Annotated in this window: 22 protein-coding genes and 1 other RNA gene; 5 read left to right on the forward strand and 18 right to left on the reverse strand. The window is 48.8% G+C overall.

What is annotated here, in order from left to right; genetic code table 11:
• Positions 1 to 52: 52 nt before the first annotated feature.
• Positions 53 to 286 (reverse strand): hypothetical protein, encoded by a 234-nt coding sequence (locus ACFOUO_RS00185; RefSeq protein ID WP_380700971.1) that lies wholly within the window; start codon positions 284 to 286, stop codon positions 53 to 55.
• Between the two features lie 174 nt (positions 287 to 460).
• Between ACFOUO_RS00185 and ACFOUO_RS00190 the strand changes: the two genes are divergently transcribed.
• Positions 461 to 649, forward strand: coding sequence for a helix-turn-helix domain-containing protein (locus ACFOUO_RS00190; protein WP_380700973.1), 189 nt, complete (start codon positions 461 to 463; stop codon positions 647 to 649).
• Between the two features lie 99 nt (positions 650 to 748).
• Here ACFOUO_RS00190 and ACFOUO_RS00195 read toward each other — a convergent pair whose 3' ends face one another.
• The 7 genes from ACFOUO_RS00195 to ACFOUO_RS00225 all read right to left on the reverse strand — a co-directional run bounded on the left by ACFOUO_RS00195 (position 749) and on the right by ACFOUO_RS00225 (position 3,899).
• Positions 749 to 1,126: a hypothetical protein gene (locus ACFOUO_RS00195; RefSeq protein ID WP_380700975.1), complete on the reverse strand. Its 378-nt coding sequence runs from the start codon at positions 1,124 to 1,126 to the stop codon at positions 749 to 751.
• Between the two features lie 9 nt (positions 1,127 to 1,135).
• Positions 1,136 to 1,207: hammerhead ribozyme type II (locus ACFOUO_RS00200), an RNA gene on the reverse strand.
• A complete protein-coding gene (locus tag ACFOUO_RS00205) occupies positions 1,208 to 1,477 on the reverse strand; it encodes a hypothetical protein (RefSeq protein ID WP_380700977.1) in 270 nt (89 codons plus the stop codon).
• 24 nt (positions 1,478 to 1,501) lie between these two features.
• Positions 1,502 to 1,783, reverse strand: a complete 282-nt coding sequence (locus tag ACFOUO_RS00210) for a hypothetical protein (RefSeq protein WP_380700979.1) — start codon at positions 1,781 to 1,783, stop codon at positions 1,502 to 1,504.
• 11 nt (positions 1,784 to 1,794) lie between these two features.
• Positions 1,795 to 2,652 (reverse strand): ParM/StbA family protein, encoded by an 858-nt coding sequence (locus tag ACFOUO_RS00215; protein WP_380700981.1) that lies wholly within the window; start codon positions 2,650 to 2,652, stop codon positions 1,795 to 1,797.
• A 197-nt stretch (positions 2,653 to 2,849) separates the two neighbouring features.
• Entirely contained in the window at positions 2,850 to 3,341 is a 492-nt protein-coding gene (locus ACFOUO_RS00220) for a hypothetical protein (protein ID WP_380700983.1), read from the reverse strand.
• A 249-nt stretch (positions 3,342 to 3,590) separates the two neighbouring features.
• Complete coding sequence (locus ACFOUO_RS00225) at positions 3,591 to 3,899, reverse strand: hypothetical protein (RefSeq protein ID WP_380700985.1); 309 nt, start codon at positions 3,897 to 3,899, stop codon at positions 3,591 to 3,593.
• Between the two features lie 361 nt (positions 3,900 to 4,260).
• Here ACFOUO_RS00225 and ACFOUO_RS00230 point away from each other — a divergent pair, with 361 nt between their 5' ends.
• A complete protein-coding gene (locus ACFOUO_RS00230) occupies positions 4,261 to 5,061 on the forward strand; it encodes a hypothetical protein (protein ID WP_380700987.1) in 801 nt (266 codons plus the stop codon).
• 3 nt (positions 5,062 to 5,064) lie between these two features.
• Complete coding sequence (locus ACFOUO_RS00235) at positions 5,065 to 5,802, forward strand: relaxase/mobilization nuclease domain-containing protein (protein WP_380700989.1); 738 nt, start codon at positions 5,065 to 5,067, stop codon at positions 5,800 to 5,802.
• A gap of 190 nt (positions 5,803 to 5,992) precedes the next feature.
• On the opposite strand, the gene ACFOUO_RS00240 is transcribed toward ACFOUO_RS00235, so the two are convergent.
• From ACFOUO_RS00240 to ACFOUO_RS00280, 9 genes are all read right to left on the reverse strand, one after another.
• Complete coding sequence (locus tag ACFOUO_RS00240; RefSeq protein WP_380700991.1) at positions 5,993 to 6,466, reverse strand: hypothetical protein; 474 nt, start codon at positions 6,464 to 6,466, stop codon at positions 5,993 to 5,995.
• On the reverse strand, positions 6,463 to 7,713 hold the full coding sequence (locus tag ACFOUO_RS00245) for a hypothetical protein (RefSeq protein WP_380700993.1): 1,251 nt from the start codon (positions 7,711 to 7,713) through the stop codon (positions 6,463 to 6,465). The genes ACFOUO_RS00240 and ACFOUO_RS00245 overlap by 4 nt, the downstream gene beginning before the upstream one ends.
• A 22-nt stretch (positions 7,714 to 7,735) precedes the next feature.
• Positions 7,736 to 9,523 (reverse strand): VirD4-like conjugal transfer protein, CD1115 family, encoded by a 1,788-nt coding sequence (locus tag ACFOUO_RS00250; RefSeq protein WP_380700995.1) that lies wholly within the window; start codon positions 9,521 to 9,523, stop codon positions 7,736 to 7,738.
• A 2-nt stretch (positions 9,524 to 9,525) separates the two neighbouring features.
• Positions 9,526 to 10,662 (reverse strand): transglycosylase SLT domain-containing protein, encoded by a 1,137-nt coding sequence (locus ACFOUO_RS00255; protein ID WP_380701013.1) that lies wholly within the window; start codon positions 10,660 to 10,662, stop codon positions 9,526 to 9,528.
• Positions 10,663 to 10,683: 21 nt separating this feature from the next.
• Entirely contained in the window at positions 10,684 to 13,158 is a 2,475-nt protein-coding gene (locus ACFOUO_RS00260) for a VirB4 family type IV secretion system protein (RefSeq protein ID WP_380700997.1), read from the reverse strand.
• Positions 13,109 to 13,495 (reverse strand): hypothetical protein, encoded by a 387-nt coding sequence (locus ACFOUO_RS00265; protein WP_380700999.1) that lies wholly within the window; start codon positions 13,493 to 13,495, stop codon positions 13,109 to 13,111. Before ACFOUO_RS00265 ends, ACFOUO_RS00260 begins: the two co-directional genes overlap by 50 nt.
• Before the next feature lie 14 nt (positions 13,496 to 13,509).
• Positions 13,510 to 14,331 carry a conjugal transfer protein TrbL family protein gene (locus ACFOUO_RS00270; RefSeq protein ID WP_380701001.1) on the reverse strand — a complete coding sequence of 274 codons (822 nt, stop codon included), beginning with the start codon at positions 14,329 to 14,331 and terminating at the stop codon, positions 13,510 to 13,512.
• Positions 14,332 to 14,337: 6 nt separating this feature from the next.
• Entirely contained in the window at positions 14,338 to 14,727 is a 390-nt protein-coding gene (locus tag ACFOUO_RS00275; protein WP_380701003.1) for a hypothetical protein, read from the reverse strand.
• 1,141 nt (positions 14,728 to 15,868) lie between these two features.
• Entirely contained in the window at positions 15,869 to 16,588 is a 720-nt protein-coding gene (locus ACFOUO_RS00280; protein WP_380701005.1) for a hypothetical protein, read from the reverse strand.
• A gap of 298 nt (positions 16,589 to 16,886) precedes the next feature.
• Here ACFOUO_RS00280 and ACFOUO_RS00285 point away from each other — a divergent pair, with 298 nt between their 5' ends.
• Both ACFOUO_RS00285 and ACFOUO_RS00290 read left to right on the forward strand, forming a co-directional pair.
• The gene (locus tag ACFOUO_RS00285) at positions 16,887 to 17,372 is read left to right on the forward strand and encodes a helix-turn-helix domain-containing protein (protein WP_380701007.1); all 486 of its coding nucleotides are present in this window, start codon (positions 16,887 to 16,889) and stop codon (positions 17,370 to 17,372) included.
• Positions 17,373 to 17,379: 7 nt separating this feature from the next.
• Positions 17,380 to 18,360, forward strand: a complete 981-nt coding sequence (locus ACFOUO_RS00290) for a toprim domain-containing protein (protein ID WP_380701009.1) — start codon at positions 17,380 to 17,382, stop codon at positions 18,358 to 18,360.
• Positions 18,361 to 19,543: 1,183 nt separating this feature from the next.
• Here the strand turns inward: ACFOUO_RS00290 and ACFOUO_RS00295 are convergent.
• Entirely contained in the window at positions 19,544 to 19,789 is a 246-nt protein-coding gene (locus ACFOUO_RS00295; RefSeq protein WP_380701011.1) for a hypothetical protein, read from the reverse strand.
• Positions 19,790 to 20,037: the final 248 nt, after the last annotated feature.

Below are 20,037 nucleotides of genomic sequence, written 5' to 3' on the forward strand. Positions count from 1 at the left end.
TCCTTTGCCTTTTCTCGTGCGGGCTTCATGACCTTTTCGTATGTCTCCCAGTTCATCGTTTCCATCCCCTCTCTTTTCCGAGGAGATTCCAGGCTTTCCAGATCATCACTCGTGCGGGTTCGTCAAGGAATCTGTCTTGATCTTCCTTTGAAAGACAACCATGTGCCGAAAGCACTGCGGCGGCGTCAAAAATATCCACCTCGATTCCGTCGATCTCCAATGCTGTGTAATCTCTGACAATTCGCCGGAATCTCTTGAGCTTCTCGATTTTCTTGACCTTGTTCATGTGATCCTCTCCCTTCGATTTTTGAAGGCCATCGCCTGACCTTCTAAACACATTATAACGAATTTCGATATATATGTCAACGAAAATCGTTATTTTCATCCGATTAATTGATATTAAGTATCTGTTTATGGTATTATGTGCATAACTACTTATCACGAAGGGAGAGTCAAGCGGATGCTACGGATTCATATCCTCATGGCGGAAAAACGGATGACACAGAAGGAACTAGCGGATAAAACGGGGATTCGCGCAAACACCATTTCCAGCTACTTCAACGACAGTTGGAAGACGGTCAAACGGGAACACCTCAAAGCGTTCTCCAAAGTGTTCGATTGCTCAATTCGCGACCTCTGGGAAGCATAAATAACCCCCTGGTCTTGACCCCGTCATTGGCACGGGGTATTTTTTTCCGCCACACAAAAAAGCCGTCCCGGATCGGGACGGCCACCGTTTCGCCTTCCTTCAGTCTATCAAACCAGCTTCGCGCGCCTCTTGTTCTTTCTCCTTCAACTTCAGATAAAAGCTGTCATGATACTTATCACCCATCGTCCGAAGCTTTAAATACCTTTCAAAATCCTCATCTGTAAAGCCGACCTTTTCACGGCCCTTAAAATACCCGTATATTAAGCCCATCTTCAGATCTGCAAAGTCTTCTGCGGACATCTCGTTCAGCCACTCTATTTCTTTCTTTGCGTAATCGCTTTGTTGTTGCGTATGGATTCCGTCGTTTGTCACCCTCATACTAATCGAACAGTCCCAACAGGCACTCCTACTATATCGGCCACTTTCGTGCATATCAGGTTCCGGCACCTCTTTGCCGCACAACGGACAGTTCAGCATGTTATCCCCTCCTGGCTGGCTCATCAGCGACGGGGAACCACCCCGCCGGACGGCGACCGGATCGCGGCCACCGTTTCGCCTTCACCCTTCCTCTACGAGTTCTTCCGGCTCCATCAAAATCGCTTGCATTACTGTCATTACCTCTTCTCCTGAATCAAGAACCCGGACTTTATAATACGGTTCCCCCTCTCTATCGACTTTTTCTAATACCTTCACAATCTTTCCGCAATAAATCTCCTCCAAGCATTGACCAACTTCATATTCAAACTTATCCATTTTTCGGGCATACTCGATATCAGCCCCGGTACAACAGCACCACTTTTCCGGTTGGTAGCAGTTAGGACACGCCAACTTTCTCCCTCCTCGTCTCACGCTTTAAATAAGCATGTCGTCATCAATGTCGTCCGCTGACAGATCCCATTCATCCGTCTCCGTTTTCTCTTCCAGTGTGGCGGCTTCCTCTCCACCCTCGTCTTTTGGAGAAGAACCCACCCACCCACCACCGTTCAGACGTCTATCCAGGTCGATCAATCGTTTCACATATGTTGAAAACTTCCCTCGCGACTCAGCCCAATCAAGTAATTCCATATCGGCTGGTTCGTCGAGGTTGAATGCCACTCCTTTCACTTTCTGCCGCTTTTTCCGTTCGATTACCATCCAGATCACCCTTACACAAGTTGTTTTGCCTTCGCTCTTGCTATTTTATAGAACCCACGAGCATTCCCAAAGAGCGGTTCCGGAACGGCAACGGTGTTTGGAAATTCGTCCCGAACATGTTCCACGATTTCGGAAGTTTTTCCCCCAGAAAGGCGGATTGGCAAGTTGGTCGGCCACTTCTTCGACTTGAATTGAGCAATCACCAGATTCGCTATGTCCTTCGGCGTGCTTCCGATGTCCTTGGGCAGGTTGTCACATCCCCATTCCGTAGATCCACTGTATCCCGGCATCACCCGTTTTTTCTTCATCCGGAGATAGTTCATGGTGACCGATCCTAGTTCTCCAATCCCCATTTCTTGCTCCGTCGGATCGTCGTAAAAGACCCCCATCCCTTCCGGGACGACAAATGCATTCGCGATGTGGATGATGCGCTGTTCTTGGAACCCGTTCCGCTTGTAGACGCGGATCCGGTGTTTCTTCTCCAACATCTCTTTGACCAACGGCCCCCATTCTTTTAACTTGATGTAAGGAACCCCGGTTCCGATGATACACGGCTGTTCATCCATCGCGCCAAGTCGGTAAAGTGCCGACAAGGTAAACGCGCGGGCTTGCATGGTCGCCTTTTCTTGTTCAGTCCGTTGCGTATCCATCCCAAACTGAACAAACTCCGTGACTTCGCCGACAAAAAACTTTTCGCCTTCCTGGGCACCCGGCTCCAGCAGTTCGATCACCATGTCATTCTCGTCTTTTAACACATCTTCTCCGCCATGCTCATAAAACGGGACGATCTGACTCGGGAAAGCGAATTTTTTCCCTTCCGTTACCACCTTTGTCCGGCTCCGCCCTGCATCAATTCCTGCAACCAACATTGAACATCGCTCCTTTGAAGTAATGATTTAATCATGATTAAATCTTGATTTAATCATACAGGAAACCTTTTCCCTTGTCAAATTCTACAGAAAACGGCCAAACCCCTTATATATCAAGGGTTCAAGCCGATTTCCCCAATGAACTCAGTATTATTCAGAATAATCTTTTATTTAATCATGAATAAATCATGATTAAATTATTGTCGTTTGAAAAACCGTGAAAGCACTCCTTTTTGCCGTTCTTGTTGCCGTTTTTCAACTCGGGATAAGCTCTGATTGGCTTCCTGGACACCTTGTACCAAGTGTTGATCCCGTTCCCGGATCTCCTGCCGTAAGCGGAGAACCTCGTTTTCCAACGCCTGTTGCCGTTCCACCATCGCTCGCAACAGCTTGCGGAGATCCCCTAACTGCTCACCAAGCGTCGAATCCACCCCGGTTACATCGTCGTGAACCACCAGCTCCATCGGTTCCGTACTTTCCAGTACCCGTTCCACTCGCTCCCGGCTCCACCCCTGCTCGTAATAGTGTCGGATCTTGTACAAGACCGAAATGGACTCCTCGGCGATCACCAGCACCGATCCTTCTCTTTGCGACTTGATAAACCGCCCGTGCGCCCGTAAATATCGTCGAACTGTTGCGTCAGAAAGCCCGGTTTCCTCTGTCACATCCCTAATTCTCAACCACTCCACCGTATTTTTTCACCTCCTCACCATCACTATGGTCACAGTTTAAACCCTGTTAAATCAACTATTTTAGACTTCTAACATCACACCTTACTTATTACCCACAAAGATCCTGGCTTCCTTCTTACCACAAGGGATAACCGGGAAAGCGTCGATTCCAGTTATTCCTTGTGGTGTGGATTCCCCATATATCTAGGGGAATTGTTCCTACATAAATAGAAGGCCCCGCTAACAAACGGCAGGGCCTTCATTGGTTCATTCTGCGGATTCGTCCTCTTCCGGATCAAACATTGGAGTAAACGCGATTGTAGTTTTTTTTGGTCTTTCCTCTTTTGCGTCTTCAAAACTAACCACTAAGTCTTCAATCTGATCTTTCGTTAGCTCCTTCTTGAAATTGGAAATTTCCTCCTCAACCAAATGACACAAGGCTTCATTCACGGATAAATTTAGCCGGTCACAATACAACTGAAACAAGGCAAACATTTCTGTCTCAGGTTTCCAAGGGTATTGATGGTGGGATTTCCTTTTTGATTTCTTAGCGTATTTTTCAAGCCTACCTCCCATTATACCCGCTCCTTTCATACCCTATGATATATCTGGTTAGACACCAAATCAAGGTATCTGAGTAGATATCCTTTTACATGTTTAAAAACGATATCTGAGTGCATTTCCCGGCGTACCGCCGGGACGACCTCTTCGGGTCTTTCTCGAGCTCTTTTCCCCCGCCTGCCCCGCTCGATCTCTCCGCCTTGTCGCTACCCGCGACTCGCTTCGATATCTCGGGGGAGGCAGATTTAAAAACGTGCACATATGGCTATGTACACGTTAAACAAGTGCATTTTAGCGTGCACGTTTTTTATACGTGCACAAATCGTGCACATTGCGATATAATTGGAATAGATGACCAATTGACGGAGGGGATTCTATGTCAAACCGCGTTTCCAAAGGCGTCCGATTTGATCCGGATATGCTTGGTCTGGCTCATGAACTTGCTAAGAAGATCCACGGATCAGAATCCAAAATCGGCTACATTTTGGATGAAGGGATTCAACTTGTTCACGCCAAACACACACAGCCCACCGAAGCACAATCTTATTTATCCAACATCGAACGTTCCGTGATCCGCACCCTGGAACAACGAATCGAATCGGTAGGGCGGCGGGCGACCGAAACCATTCAACAAGAGATTGACCGATTCAACAAGGAGACCCGGCGAAATGGTAACTTGCTAACCCGAGCCATGCGGGAGTCTATCTATACTTCATTGGTGTTGGAAGAAATCGGTGTAGGCTTGAACCCTCAATTCAAATCGGAAGTGGTACCGGAATTGAAAAAGGAGCTGGCGACCCGAGTAAAGCGGAAACAACAATACGAGGGCGACCAAGAAGCGGCCACCTACACCGAAGAAAACAGTGCACTTCAAGAGAAAAACGAACAGATGGCGGCAGAGATGGCCCGACTGAAAGAGGAAAATAACAAGCTACGCCGATACGCCAAGCAGTTAAAAGATGAGGTAGGACAAATAAAGCAAAGCCAATCCTCCCGGTGGGCGGAAGTGGAGGGCAAGAATGAGGAAATCCGAAAGCAGAAGAAGGATATTGAATCCCTCCAGGCGTGGACGCGTGGCCTTATGACCTATCTCAAAAACCATTACAGCCGGATCAAATCGAATGACACCTTGATCGACGAGTACATCCAAACCAATCACAAACCAGAGGGGTTATGATAAATGGCGGCTAATGCGAAAGCCCTACGGTACATTACTTATAATGATTCAAAAGGCATTCATAAGGCGAAAGAGCATATCAAGTACATGGAAGCCAACCGGGATCATCACCGGAATAATCCTCATTTGTTTTCAATGGAAAGCGATCATGTAGACCGCCGGCAATTTTTCCGGCGACTAGAGGAACAAAAACCCTCCCCGAATGTGGCCGTCATGCACAAAATGGTAATCACCCTATCCGAACAAGAACGGAACGAATTGCAAATAGACTTACGGGAACTCGGTAGGGATGTCATGTCCCGATTCAGTGCGAAAATCAACCGGGATATTGATTGGGTGGGAGCGATCCATGATGATCGTGGGCATCCCCACCTTCACATTGCTTATCGTGGTCGCGATAAGAACGGAAGCCGGGTCTTTATCGGAAAGGCTGAGATCAATGAATTAAAAAAGATCGCCGATGAAGAGAAGGTTCGCCAAGCTGAACGGAATCTGGGGCCAGAAAAGGCCCACCGTGTAATGGATCGACTGCAAAGGATTGCCGAACAGGAAAAGAACCGGGAACGCCCTTCATACGAAAGGGGAATGACCGGCGACATCATGCAACTCATCGCCAACCAGATCCAGCAAGCCGCAAGGGAAGCTGAGTACGACCGGGAAAGAGCCTCCAAACGTTCTCAACGGGAGATGAAGAAGGAAGCCAAACGCCGGAAGAATCGAGAGCAGGGAATGGATCGGTGATCCATATTTTAAACCGCCCCTGACGGCCTCAGACGGCTTGTCACGGGACGGTTTTTCTGTTCCCATACCCAAGGGTGTATAGAGAGGGACTGAGCGGTTATACAGGCGTTTAAATCGGTTGTTTGCATTGCATACCTGTTATTTTCACAAACAAACAACCAAAAAGATCCCCCCATCAGGGGGGATCCATTCATGGCTGTACTTCCTTCCATTCCAGTTGCGGTTTCGTTTGCTTTAGGATTTCGTACCGGCTTGCCATGTTGTACCGGTACTTTACCACCCTCCATTTGTCTCCATCTTTAGCCACTGTCACCGCTAGGCCGTCCCCTACGCGCGGACGATGAATATAGATCCCCCACATGGTGTCCCCTAGCTCTTCGTTAGCCAAGAGAACGGGGCTATTGTCCGGCTTCATTCTCCGGGTCTCATCGGTCCGTCGATCAAGTGGGATATCAGGTTCCTCTTTTCCGTCAAGGAGACCCCTAGCCCGTTTGGGATCCCCATCGACCCAACCCGCTTTAAAAAAGGCAAGGGCAGTGGTTTCCGCTTGGTTCTCACTCCCCCCTACCAGGGTGGTCACCCCAACCAATGCAATCAATGCTAACACGGCTATCGCTACCCAACTCCAGGGGGAACGCATTCCCCGAACGACTTTTTCCCTCACCGTTCCATTCCCCGTTCCCGGTCAATCCCTTGATCTCTGTTTTTTTGTTGTGTCCACGTTTTGCCTTCCACCTCCCACGAGTTTTTTAACTCGGGGAAGGGCTTCGCTTCGCCGTTCGTATACGCCCGGGCCGTTACGCCCTTATCCTTGGATTCCAGCTTGATGTATTGCTTCCCCTTGTCGTCTTGCTGAATGGAAAGGTTGATCTTTTGGTTCTTGTTCCACTGGATTTTGTCCCCGTCGATCCGGTTCAATCCCTGCTCGTCCTTTGTCCAGGGGACATACCCCAGGTTGGTTCTGTCATCTTTTTGCCGGACATAGGCCCCACCCTTGAGATCCGCTTCAACCACGATTCCGTTCTTTTCTGCATCCTTCGCAAGCGCTTCAATTTGTTGGAAGACGCGGGGATTATCCAGGATAATCTCCATCGCCTTCTCCCTTCTCTCGTCTTGCGGTAGCCCATCGAGGGCTTTTAACTCTTTCTTCATCTCTTCGACTGCCTGTTCAAAGGGTTTTTCTTCCTGGGGATGATCCGCCACCCTACCCTGCGCCTCCAGCCCTTCCAGTTCCCCTTTCAGCCGACCAACTTCCCCCTCAAATTGCGCAATTTTCGTCCGGATTGCGGCCGCCGGTTCAACATATCCCCTACTGGGGATCTCTCCACTTTCAACCTTTTCCGAATGCTCCAGTTGTCTATGGAGACGGTTGACGTGGGTTTCAATCTCGTCGATCCGCTCCGTGATCGCTTCTTTGTGAAGATCCCGCCGCCCCTGCTCTTTATGGGCTTCCCCCTCCTGTTTCACTTCCGCCATCTGCTCTTTGACTTCTGCAATCTCTCCATCAATCCCGTTCAAAATGCGGTGGTATAGCTGGATCTCATCTCGGTTTGATCCCGAAGAAATGTTGACAGTCCCTTCACCTGCCGCATAGTTGCCGAAATTTACTATACTCCTCTCCACTTCTCCGTTCTCTCGAAAAATATGGTTGACTTGCGACCCTCTAATATTGGTAACTTCACCGTTGTTGATCGTAGCTTCGTTATGGTTGTTGATAATTACATTGTCTCCTAAAATAAAGGGCTCGTTCGGGTCATGCTCAACCCGCTCACCATTAATGAAAATGCCGCCTTTCTCCTGCTCCATTTGCCGTTGTTCTGCTTTTGCCAAGTTTTCCTGTACCATTTCGCGTTCCCTCATCAGACGTTCCAGCCGTTCCTCCAGTTCTTCCAAACGTTTATCTTGACCCATCATTGATTCCCCCTATTGGCTTTTATTCCGGCATGTAGTCATCAGGAAGTTTTGGCTTCGGTACTTCACACAGCGCCAGCGGTTCGTATTTCCGTTTCGGGATCTCTTGCCAGTGCGTAGCGGGAAGATCTTTCCACCGATCCTTTTTGAAGTACAGGCATTTTTTTAATCTGGCAGTATGGCGGCCCGGTTGGAAAACCAGTACTTCATTGGTTTTCCGAATCATCCGTACTTCATCGAGTTTCATAACTGGACGGCCCGTGTAACTTTCATTTTTTCCACTCTTGCTTTGACCGTTATCCGAGTAAGATGGGATCATAATCGTGGTTTCACCGACCATCTCAGAGAAAATCTTGTTCGTTGTGCTTTCCTTGGTTCCGAGAAAAATGGTCGTGTCGCAACTGGCGTCTATCGACTTCGATCCTTCCTTGCCGTATTTATCCTGGAATTGGGGAATGTTTTGGAAAATCATCATCATCCGAATTTCCCGGCTTCGCACCGTGTTCACCTTTGCATCTAATTCTTTGATGCGCGGCAGGTTGCCTAACTCATCGAGCAGGAACCAGACCGGTACTTCAAGCTTTGCATTTCGGTTTAGGTCGGCCTGCTGGATCAACATCTTGAACGCCTGCGCGATCAGCAAGGCCGGGATCAGGTTGTAGGTATTATCTGAATCCGGAATCATCAGATACAGAGCCATTTTCTTTCGTCCCAGGTCGGCAGGATCGAAGTCACTGGCGGCGGTCAGATCTGCGATTTCTTCCATGTTCCACAGACCCAGCCGACTTTTCACATCACCCCGAATCCCTTCCCACTGCTTTTCCGCGCTGGTGTCCGCGCTATCGAAAAAGGCACGGGCTTGGGATCGTTCCGGCAATTCTTCAAACATCCCCCGAAGCGCCTCTTGATCCTTCCCGATTGTGGCGCAGAGATGAAGCACATTCCTCAGGTGGTGCTCCCTTTCTGGACGTGCCTCCAACACATAAAGAATCAGCGCGGTCAGGAGGTCTTTCCCCGAGGCAGAAAAGAAACGGTCTTCCCGCTCACTGCTCGTGGATTCATAAATCACGGTCGCCAGTTCCACAGCAGCGGGGGTGAGTACTTCCCCATCCTTTTTTAGACCCGACATCGGATTCCACCGGGCCGACCTTTTTTTCTTGTCGTCCAGGAGGTTGAAGGCGATCACCTCGTACCCAAGCTCTTTCAGTCGGGCTGACGTGCGGTTCCATAGTTCGCCCTTCGGGTCAAGGATCACTTGGCTCTCTCCCAAGGTCTCGGCAATGTGTAGGATATTGGGAATCACATAGCCAGCCGTTTTTGCGCTTCCCGATCCACCGAATACCAATGCGTGAGGGTTCAGATTGAGAACGTTGCGGATCGACTGCACCGCAATGTGCCGGTTGGATTCTCCCAGAATGTACCCGATCTGATCCTTTTGGTAATGCTTGCGAATCTCCCCCCGCGTCTGAAGACGGGCCGTCCCGTGACTTCCGTCTTTGTGTGCCTCCTTGTATCCCATCCCATCCGATAACCAAACTTTCAAGGCCGCTAAGACGATCAGGCCCCAGAATATCAACTGAGGGAGCGGCATCATATAAACCTGATGGATCGCCTTCCCTACTCCGCCGCCCGCCCCCCACAGGAGGGTGGGCAGAAATGAAAGGGAGGTCAGGTAGTCAGCAAAGTGATGTAACGCCTGCCCCTGATATTCCCGAATAAAGAGGAAAAACGAGAGTGCCAACCCTAAAGCTAGATTTATCACCATCGCTAGTACGAACAGCAGACCGATCCGTATTCTTTTCGAAACCACCTCTATCTATCTCCTTTCTCATGACCCTTTCTCTTTAAAAGCTCCCCTGGATTAAAAATTGGAGCAATAGAAGGGCGAACGGTAACAGTGTCAGACTTAGCAGGATCCAAAATAGTATCTCTAGAGCCTTCCACATCGGTTGTCTCCTCCTTCGTCACAACCTTCCTCTTTCTTAATACTTTCATTGGATCTTTTATCTGCCCCTTCTCCCTCACCTCAAAATGAAGATGAGGGCCGGTTGAGTTTCCGAAATTTCCGATCTCGCCAATCTTTTGACCCGGAAGCACCCGCTGACCCACACTGACTTGGATCTGATTCGGGTACATATGCGCATAGTAGGTCTCCAGGCCGCCGCCATGATCAATTTTGATTAATGTGCCGTAGCTCTTGTTTGGCCCCAACCGTGGATTGTTCATTGGTGTTTGAACTGAGCTGACGACTCCGCCAGCCGCCGCCATGACGGGCGTGCCGACCGCTCCGGGGAAATCTTGCCCGGTGTGCCCTTCATAGCATCCTATCCCACACCCCGGCGCTACGTTTACCGGATGAGACAATCCTCCACCTTTCGTAATCAAATTCGGTAGTGTTTGCTGGCGCATCTCCTGATAGTTTCGCGTAACGTTTTTCACATAGTTTTGTGTTTCTTTGAAAGGAGGGACCCCCCCGTATTTTTCGACATTGCCCGGCCCTGCATTATAAGCCGCAAGCGCCTTTGCAAGGTTCCCGTCATAGGTTTTCAGGTGACCTGCAAGGATCTCCGCACCTCGTTGGATATTCTCTCGAGGGTTAAGTAGATCGGCCCCCTTTGCATTTTGAGGAAGGATCTGCATCACGCCAATCGCCCCAGCGTGGGAGACCGCGTTGGGGTTACCCCCGCTTTCTTGCTTGATTACCGCCGCAATCAAAGCCGGGTCGACGCCGGTTTTTGCCGCCGCCGCATTGATCTCCTGAGCGTATTTGATGCCGGAGACAGGTGCCCCCCCTCCTTGATTACTCCCTATCAGCCCACCGAGAAAGGCAAATGGTAACAAGAGAAACGGCAGAAGAATCAGCACCGGGATTATAAGAAGATAGGGGTGCTTGATAAACAAAGCACCCCAGGAAACCGCCTGCCCCACTCGTTCCATGGTTTTTTCCATCAAGGTTCCCCCTCTCTTCGATCACGCCGACTGGATCGGCAAGCCTAGCATTTTCTTTTCATCCATAGAAGCCTCAACCTGCATGACCACCCGCTTCCGGCCCACCATGTGGAGGCCTCTCCCCTTACGCTCTTCGTCAACCTCATCATCCGCTTTCAGCAGTTCCAATTCTGGTTCGTTGAAGTTCATGAACGATAGGGCCTGTACGTCATCGTCAAACATCATGAAGAAGGTTTTAAACCAACTATTGTTTAACAACGCCCGGCCAAACTCTTCGACGGCCATGAAATCGCCCACGTTCTGCGTTGCCGTCACTAGGCATGCGCTATACTTCCGGAACCTCTTTGCCGCATCCGCGAGAAATTCCAGCGTCTGCGGCTTCCGTTTATTGGCGATCTTGTGGGCTTCGTCTACGTAGGTCACAATCTTTTCATCACGGTCTTTTTTCACTTCGTCCCAGAGTTCTGCAACCATCAAATCCATAAGTGGCGATTGAATGTTAGGCGTCACTGCGGAGATGTTCAAGACATTGATTTTATGATCCAAATCCCAATTCGTTTGTCCGTTAAACAGACTGCTGTACGCTCCTGTCGTATAAGGTTTCAATGCCATCAGCAACATCCCGATATCCTTTTCTACCTGCTCTCCGTATTCATTCTCCAATTCCCCTAGCTCTTCAACCAGGTCGGAGAGGGTCGGGAAAATAGGTGGCAAGTGGGGAATCATCCCTCGCCGCTCTAAATCGTTATAATGCTCGGCAATCTCCGGCTTCAGCTTCTTGGAATCCAGAAGTACATATCCATCGTAGGTTAGACCAACCCGGCGGTATGTTCTTTCGATAGCTTCCGTCAAAATCGCTTTAAGGTAGGTGTCTTCTTCCAAGCCGGGAGCAATCCATCCGAAGAAAAACACCAGACGGTCGATCTTCTGCCGCAGATACCCTCCCACATCGACCTTGCCGTCCAGTTTCTCGCTGTCGGAGTCCACAACCGTCGACCGGATATGAAAGGGGTTCGTTGTGTGCCGGGAACCTAGATGAAAGTCGATCACATTTGCACCGGGGATGTTCAAATACTCCCCTTCCACATCCAGTACGTTGATTCGGTTAGCCTTACCAAAATTGGCCTCCCGCCAGATGTCCAGGCGAAGATAGTATGATTTCCCCGCCCCGCTCGTCCCTAGGATAATCTCATTGCCATTGAAAAAATGATCCCGATCCCAACGGTCGTAGGTGATAATCATGTCGTTCGCGTTGAATCCCTTGAGAATGCCCTTATTCCAGTTCAATTCTGTCGAATCGAACGGAAGCATTCCGGCCAAAGTCTTGGCGGAAAAAGGCCAGTAGATGCGGCGTTGAAAGTCCTTGTTCTGGTAGGCGATCGGCACAGTGTAGAAGAGCAAGTCATGACGAGGGCCGGTGAGGGCGAAATAAATCTCCCTCGCGTCGATCCCGGCGACTCCCAACGTTCCTACTGCCTCTCCTACTGCCTCGTTCAACTCTTCCAGATTTCTCTCCCGAATCGCGAGAACAAAGCTCGTTTGAAAGAGTTTTTCCGTGCTTCCTTTCAAATCCTGAAGCATTTGGCGAAGGCTTTCTTCGTCCGTCTCCAAGTCGATTTTTTCCGATTCATCGAGCTTTCCCTTGTTCCGGAGCTTCATCCGGATTTCCCGGATCGACTCATCGGTGCTTTTCACTACCTCCGACTTATCACCGGCTACCAGGGTAATCGACAAATCCATGTTCAAGCCGGAAGTGAGCAGATCTACGAGCCACCGCTTACCGACCCGTTCCGGGAAGTCTGTGAAATAGAGAAAGCGGTATTTCATCCGGTCCATCTCCATGCAATCCCGACGGTCGGAGATACCGGACGGACGCAGGTTCCAGACATCCATACCTGGACGGTAGGGGACTTTCTCAGAAGTGGTGGGGTTGAATTTGTCATAGAGGGTTTTCATTAGTTCGTCCCCCTCTAGACGAGCAAATTTCATGCGGCCTCTGCTTAAAGCTGTTTTAACCTTGCTTTCCGCTTTCTCCAATTCATCCCGTGCCCTTTCCAATCGCTTAGATCGGGATGAAAGCACGATATAAAAGGTCAGGATCGACCGAACCACCTTGGATTTTTCTTGCAAAAACTCCCGTTTGGCCTCGACCCGATCCCGTACAAACACGTTTTCCGCTTGGTCGTACAGTTCATCCAGATGCCGCAGGTATTTCCTGATATCCATCCTTTCCGTGGATATCAGAATCTGATTGTTATCCCCTATGCGAAAGCCATTCAGCGAGCGCTGAATGGCTTGAACGGAACGTTTTAGCTCCTTCTCGGACATCAGACCCGAGTTTATCGGTTGAGTGATCTTCAAGACGGCCTTGAATGTGCCGTCTTTCAATTCGATCACATTATTATGGACGTCCTTGATGGGGAACCCTGCTCCTTTAAAAACCCGTTTAGTCTCCCGTTTTAATTCGGACAGTTTTTTCCCGACGCCGAGCGGCATCATCATCCCTCCAGTATTGAATCGTTCCTTTGTGAGCCGACACAAATTGAGAAGCGATCCACGCGAAAGCGTTAAAGCCTAACTGGATATTCATGTCTCCCGTTCGCTTGTTCTGCCAGAAAAGTACCCACGGGAACCCAATGCTAATTCCCATAACGACTACGTACTTCACCGGATACGGTGCTGGCACCGGGGTCATAATCAGTGCAAACAGCGGGATCAAGAACCCTGCCGCCATGATGCACAAGACCCATCCGGTTCCATCCATTCCCCCGACCTGATGCCCTGTCTTCACGTTGCGGGGGATGTGAAATTCCTCCTCTTTACTATCACTCATGGAAGGCATCCCCCTCATTTGAAGTTTTTGCTGAACATCTTCAGGAGAACAAACCGACTCGCACCGGAAGTACCGGTTGCAACACCACTTCGGTATAGGAATTGCTTCAGGAACGCTCTTCCTGTCACGCCAATCCAAACAGCCGCAAGCGCGAGACAGATACCATAAATGTTTCCCATAAGCACGAATTGAGCGGTTACCCAAAGGAGGAAGAAAAGCCAGATTTGCGTGTAGATAATCGCAATTGACTCAACCCAAAATCCTTGAAAAATTGACCGCTGATCCGTTTGCGTGCTCGCGATGATCGGGCCGAACAGGAACAGTCCAAAGACCTGGACCATTCGTACCGCTCCGTTGATCGCAAGTGCGAAGCACCCGCCGATCAAGATCAGAATGAGCAACAGGGTGATAATCCCTTCTTCCAGTAAGCCAGCAGGTGCGGCGGTCGATAGGATATCATCCATCAAGTCATCTACACTAGCCTTCGAATCGAAACCAAGTGCCGCAACCAACTGGATGCCCATATTGCACAACTTGAGGTTGTATTTGAGTAGAAACGGTATAGCCGCGATATGGAACAGAGATTTTATGCCGCTACTGATGATATGAACCCAATCGTCTTCTTCACCGGTGATGAGGTTAAAAGACCGTTTAACCATGAAAACGATGGTTAATACAGCCCCAACCGCTTGGGAACACCAGATGATCAGATCCAATTGCGGAAGCATCGACAGATCGGTTTCCGACATGATGAACTTTGCCACCCAGGAGATGATATAGTCCATCATCCCGTTGATCATATCCGCGAAGAACTCCTTCAGCATATCCATCATCATGATGGATCACTTCCCGGAGGTTACATCAAGGTCAGCGGCGGCAACCAAAAGATCCCAGACCCAAGTCATGAACCACGGACCGATAACAAGGAGGATAGCCCCACCAACTGCCCGCTTCAACCATCCCATAAGGTTTGCTCTTGATTGGTGATCGTTGTTGATGATCATCAAAAACCCGATAACCGATGCAACCAAACCCAAGGCGGCAGGGGCTACAATCGTTGCCCAGAAAGCAACTTGGTCAAGGCCCTCCCCAATCCCTTTCAGGAGGTCTTGCATTTTTGAATCGTCGGGTGGTTCTACCTTCTCTTTCTTCTTTGCCAGGGTTACCATAGCTGGATAAGCCTTCACATACATCGTTGTGGCAAATCCTTTTAATCCAGTCAACAATTCCACCCAAATTCCTCCCTTTTCCTCACTTGCCTACGACGAACATAATGCGTATTCATGTCAAAATTCAATGATTTTCCTCTTGAGGGAGGAAAAATAGGAAGAGAGTAGTAGAAATTATAGAACATATGTTCTGATTAGGCAAGGGGAATATTTGTTTTTCAAGGTGCATCAGGTTCCTGAAATAGCCTTAGCTGGAACCTTATAGTTACATATTACTACGTTCGAACGTAGTAAGCAAATTAAAAAAAGATCATTTTTCCTTGTTTCCGGCGTTTTTCCGCCTTCTCGGCTTAATATCAAGCGTTTTCAATATATTTTCCCACTCTTCCTCAGTCGCCCGCCAAAATCGTCCGTATTTCTCCGGCATTTCAATTCCTGAAGCTTTCGCTTTTCTGAGTATGTACCTTGCCCAGCCTTCTGTCTTTCCTTTTCGTTTGGCAAACTCTTTTGCTGTAATGTGTTCTTCATTCCCTGGCACAATTGTTCACCTCCGTCCATCTGTATCGTACCACATTCTTTGTATCCCTTTTCATTCCCTCTTTAATACCCCTCCCTACCCTGAACCCCTCTGGACTAAAAAAACGGCTGAGAGGGCCGTTTCTCTTGAGCTATGAGCCCATAAAAAAGGAGCATGTACAACCACTGCGTCCTGCCTACCGTCCTGATCCGGACTCGGCTACACGTCACGGCTTTCCATGCTCATTCTCCATTATGCATAAATCCCCCGGATTTTATACAACCCGGTGAGGATCAGTCGAACTCTGATCTGTCACCTTTGAATAACTTCAAGCCCCAGATATAGCAAGGGATTCGACGGTTTTGCATACAAAATGCATAGACATTTTCACGGTAACGTAACCATGTGATTTTCAGAAAAACCCGCCTTCATCCCAGTCATATAAGGGGATAAGGCGGGTTTTTCGTAAGGTTACAAGAGTGATGTTATGTAACCTTATACGTGTTTCACATACTTCGATCCCTGTATGCTGTATACAGGGCTGTTAAGGTTAGTTAACCTTAACAGATATGGATTTATGATATGGTTTGGATGTCTATAGAGATTCCTCGATTAGGTATCTAACAGGATATATAGTACAGAATATGAAAGGGGAACCGTTAACCAAGGTTAACGTGGTTACCAAGGTTAACCCCCTTGACTTCCCATTCGATCCAACAATCCCCTTATTTCTTCGGAATGCTTCTCCTGCATCTCCCTGATTTGCTTTTGGTATGCCTTTTCTTGACGAACCAGAGCTTTCTGACGGGCCAAATCCTTTTGTTTTCGCAAAGATCGAAGATCCCGCTTCAGCTTTTCTACTTCGGCAACTTGCTCCTGAAGGGCCTCATTCTCTTCTCGATATCCCGAATACTCATCTACCAAACCGGAAAGGGTATCGATCTTTGACTTATACCCGTCAATCAATTCTCGTAGATCGGCATTCCCCTGCCGCAACTCCTCCAATTGTTGCTCTGCGGCCTCCCTCTCCTCCCTTGCCTGATCTGCCTCCTCCGTTAAATCTGAGATCTGCATTTCCAATTCCTCAATTTCCGCTTGCCGCGCTTTTTGCATTTCGTCCTGTTCCTCTCTTAATTGTTCCAGCGTACGGAGCGTTTCTTCCTGCTGAAAGGAAGCACGCTGAATAACATGAACGAAAAGCATATTGATCCTGCGCGTGTGTCGCTCGAGTTCGTTGATTTCGGTTTTATATCCGATCGGGCCTTCCTTTGCGGCCTCTAACTCCAGCATCGAGACAACAGATTCAAACCAATTTTTCTTTGACAGCCCAGACTCCTTAAACATCCTTTCCGCTCTTTCATGGACTTCAGGTGTTGTTTTCACTCCAAATGTCTTATCCTTCTCCAAAGCAATCCCTCCGGTTAACTTTTTTAAACAGTATTAACAGGAGGTTAACCGGTTAACCGGATCTGTTTGTGGCTGTCCAGTTATTCCTTGTGATAGGTATGAGACATAAGGCACATAAAAAAAAGGTTGATATATAGGGATTTCTAGCGGTTTGTTGTTATCATATTTGATAAACGTCGTATCATATTTGATAACAATTTAGGGGTTGACTAATGGTTATCACTACTGATAACCTTGTTATCAAATATGATACATAACAAGTTTTGTGTATCGAATATGATAACTTAGGGAGGGTATAATGGGTACCAAGAACAAACCTCACGGGTTCCTGCCTACTTTCGACTCAGAGACTGGTGAAATACCCGCCTACATCGCATTTCCACTCACGAAGAAATACTTAAAGGGGGACTTTTTCTTGGCAATGCAAGAAGGATTTATCCAAATATCGAAAATGAGGTTGACTGGTGAACAATTAAAAGTGTTGCTCTTCCTCATGGGGAAACTGGATTTTGAAAACTGGATCCCAGTTAACCAAAAGGAAATTGCAGAAGAGCTTAGTTTAAAAAGACCCAACGTCAGTAGAGCATTGAAGAGACTTGAAGAGAACGGAATCATTGTCAAAGGTGAAAAGAACGGGCGTAGCTGGACATATCGTTTGGAGACCAGTTATGGATACAAAGGTAAAGGTAAAAACCTTGCTAAAGTTGAAAAAGCAGTTAGAAAAGCCAAGGAACATGGGTTTAACGTGATTGAAGGCGGCAAGAAGGAGAAGGAGGAGGAATAACAAGCTTATGTGGGAGGAGAAAGAAAACGGCCAGATTATTGGGCTTACTCTCGAGGATCTCAAGAACCATCCAAGGAACGAATTTGGCCCACGAGGTGGAAGAAATGGCCGGGAACGATGGTTCTGCCCCGTTCACGGATCAGATCGGCAACGTTCATTCCAGGTAAACATCCATAGCGGACACTTCAAATGCTTCTCCTGCGGGGTCTGGGGATACATCGACGAAATCAACAAAAACAGACCAGCTCTCTATAAAAAACAAAACCCCCGAAAACGGGAACCGTTTCGGAGGCAACATTCATTAGTAACTAACCGTAATCATACCGACTACTTTCAAAAAGCGCAAGAACTCTCACGCTACCTAAAACAGCAGGATGACGATGGAATAGCCGTCCGCTATCTAAAATGGCGCGGCATCTCAAAGGAAACCGCTCTTCGTTTCGGGCTTGGATTCGCCGGATGGGGAAAATGGCCTCACTATTCAAAAGATGGCCGCTTTGCTCGTCAGTGGAAACGCGGCCGTCTTGTGTTCCCGCACACCGACAATGAGGGCCGCACAATCAATCTCTACGGTCGGGCCATCGGTGCAAACGATGTACCACACAAAGACAGGCACGACAACCTGCCCGGCCCAAAGGGTGCCTTTAATGCCGTTGCATTCCAGCGAAGTGAGGTTTTCGTCACAGAGGGAGCCTTCGACGCTCTCTCCCTGATCCAAGCCGGGTACAACGCCGTAGCGATCTTCGGGATCAGCGGATTCAATGCTGATTGGGTCGAATCGGATGAAGTCATTTTCTGTTTTGACCAAGACGATGCCGGAGACGCTTGGCGATTCCTTGCCGTTGAACTTCTACGGCGCGGGAAGCGAGTATCCTACCTCGATCCAGCCAGTTATAAGGGATACAAAGATATCAATGACTTATGGGCATTGGAAGGTCAGATCGAAATCATCACCAACCGAATTAAACCACAAGGGATAACCGGTTGAGCATGTTAGGGAATATTCTTCCTAGATACCCCGCCAGCGCCCCTGTTAGCGCTGTAGCGGGGTTTTATTTTGTGCTAAAGGGGTTAACCTGCCCAACATCCAAAACGGGCTTTATATTCGCTCCCGCATTGAATTTTCTGTCAATACTGCTGCAGGTATTGGGTTTGATTTCCCAGGCCTTGGCATACTATAATAAGGGTGAGAAATCATCCAAGGTGCGACCCTCATCAGCGAGAGCCGTCGCGGCCCGTTACGAATCAGTAATCAGCAAGAGTGATCCGCCCACGGTTTCCGAGGCCCGGGCGGGTCACTTTTTTCGTGTGATGACATACACCACATGGATCACCTGCGTGAGCAACGCAAGCAACATAATGGTTTCTGCCATGGGCACCACCTCCTTTCCTGCATATCATGGGACATGCAGGTCAGAAGGGGCCGCCGCTCCCGCCTCAGGCCGTTCCCTGTCCGATATTCTCACCCATCCACCTATTCCACACAAAGCCGCATCTTCCTGCAACCAGAGGCTAACGGAGAGGTGAGAGGGTGGCGCTCAAGGGCCGCTCAGACAGTGTCCAAGAGTCCGTAAAGCCTTCGGCTAACGGTCTCTAGGGCACTCTCATCGCTTTCCGGGAAAAACTTTTGCCTCCGCTATCGCTCCGCCAAAACCTTTCCCCTCCACCCTTGACGAGAGCCCTTCGGGGATGTTTAGTGGCTTCGCCGACGGAGACTCAGAAACACCGGGGGGGAATTTGGGTCTCCGTCGGCTTCTCAGTATACCCCCCCTCCAGGCTCTAGTACGCTTCGGTGCGTTTTCTTGCCTCCGGCGGGCCTTCCGAAGATCTAGAAACACTCAGGGAAAAGCAAAATCTAACATTCGGGTTTAAAGCGGGATTCAGCTGAGGATCCCGCTTTAACGTTCGGTTTTTGGAGGCGAAAACGCCGGCTACAGCCGCCTGGTTGTTCGGGTTTCCGAATCGGCGACACACAAAAAAGCCGCTCCGGATCGGGACGGTATTGCTTTCCAGCTTTATTTTTTGATAAGATTGGGTTGAGGGTGTTGGCACCTCGATTAAGAGGATTGAAACGATTCCATTAGCCCTCTAACCATTCAAATCAAATGCACCTCGATTAAGAGGCTGGAACCCCCCTCCAATAGGAGGGGGGTTCCTTTTTCCTCGTTTATCTAATCCGCCTTCTCTTCTTCCGGCCAGTAGGAAACTCTAGCAAGCTTTCGCCCGTCGTCTGATAAAAAGTCTACCGGATCAATAAGAATGACCGAACTATCAGCGCTGTTTGCTTTAAGACGGTTTTTCTCCACTACCCAGTAGGTATCGCCATCGGCTCCTTTAACTGCCCTACATAGAACTTTTTGACCTTCAACAGGTACACCTTCCTTTTTGCTTAGAACCTTTGCTGTTAAGACAAACATATTCATTTCCCCCTCTTAATCGCTTTCCTTTTTTGAGAATACACCCACTGCATTAAATTACAATACCTAGAAACTACCCCAAAAGCGAGGTTCGGCACCCTTAAAGGTTCCGTTTTATGATGCCCCCCCGTGATCGGGGGAGCTGTTGTGTTATAATCGTTTTGGCTTGGCTCTCAGGAGCCGATAAGTTTTTTTCCGAAAGGGCTGAACGGCGGCATCCGTTCGGCCTTTTTTGGTTTTGGCGGCGG

This window comes from Salinithrix halophila (assembly GCF_042650125.1).
Taxonomy (GTDB): Bacteria; Bacillota; Bacilli; order Thermoactinomycetales; family DSM-45169; genus Salinithrix; species Salinithrix halophila.

What these genes read in the sequence shown, in the direction of transcription:
- ACFOUO_RS00185 (WP_380700971.1), bottom strand. Translation starts at nt 286, where the DNA reads ATGAACAAGGTCAAGAAAATCGAGAAGCTCAAGAGATTCCGGCGAATT.
- ACFOUO_RS00190 (WP_380700973.1), top strand. Translation starts at nt 461, where the DNA reads ATGCTACGGATTCATATCCTCATGGCGGAAAAACGGATGACACAGAAG.
- ACFOUO_RS00195 (WP_380700975.1), bottom strand. Translation starts at nt 1,126, where the DNA reads ATGCTGAACTGTCCGTTGTGCGGCAAAGAGGTGCCGGAACCTGATATG.
- ACFOUO_RS00210 (WP_380700979.1), bottom strand. Translation starts at nt 1,783, where the DNA reads ATGGTAATCGAACGGAAAAAGCGGCAGAAAGTGAAAGGAGTGGCATTC.
- ACFOUO_RS00215 (WP_380700981.1), bottom strand. Translation starts at nt 2,652, where the DNA reads ATGTTGGTTGCAGGAATTGATGCAGGGCGGAGCCGGACAAAGGTGGTA.
- ACFOUO_RS00225 (WP_380700985.1), bottom strand. Translation starts at nt 3,899, where the DNA reads ATGGGAGGTAGGCTTGAAAAATACGCTAAGAAATCAAAAAGGAAATCC.
- ACFOUO_RS00230 (WP_380700987.1), top strand. Translation starts at nt 4,261, where the DNA reads ATGTCAAACCGCGTTTCCAAAGGCGTCCGATTTGATCCGGATATGCTT.
- ACFOUO_RS00235 (WP_380700989.1), top strand. Translation starts at nt 5,065, where the DNA reads ATGGCGGCTAATGCGAAAGCCCTACGGTACATTACTTATAATGATTCA.
- ACFOUO_RS00245 (WP_380700993.1), bottom strand. Translation starts at nt 7,713, where the DNA reads ATGGGTCAAGATAAACGTTTGGAAGAACTGGAGGAACGGCTGGAACGT.
- ACFOUO_RS00255 (WP_380701013.1), bottom strand. Translation starts at nt 10,662, where the DNA reads ATGGAAAAAACCATGGAACGAGTGGGGCAGGCGGTTTCCTGGGGTGCT.
- ACFOUO_RS00260 (WP_380700997.1), bottom strand. Translation starts at nt 13,158, where the DNA reads ATGCCGCTCGGCGTCGGGAAAAAACTGTCCGAATTAAAACGGGAGACT.
- ACFOUO_RS00265 (WP_380700999.1), bottom strand. Translation starts at nt 13,495, where the DNA reads ATGAGTGATAGTAAAGAGGAGGAATTTCACATCCCCCGCAACGTGAAG.
- ACFOUO_RS00270 (WP_380701001.1), bottom strand. Translation starts at nt 14,331, where the DNA reads ATGATGATGGATATGCTGAAGGAGTTCTTCGCGGATATGATCAACGGG.
- ACFOUO_RS00285 (WP_380701007.1), top strand. Translation starts at nt 16,887, where the DNA reads ATGGGTACCAAGAACAAACCTCACGGGTTCCTGCCTACTTTCGACTCA.
- ACFOUO_RS00290 (WP_380701009.1), top strand. Translation starts at nt 17,380, where the DNA reads ATGTGGGAGGAGAAAGAAAACGGCCAGATTATTGGGCTTACTCTCGAG.
- ACFOUO_RS00295 (WP_380701011.1), bottom strand. Translation starts at nt 19,789, where the DNA reads ATGTTTGTCTTAACAGCAAAGGTTCTAAGCAAAAAGGAAGGTGTACCT.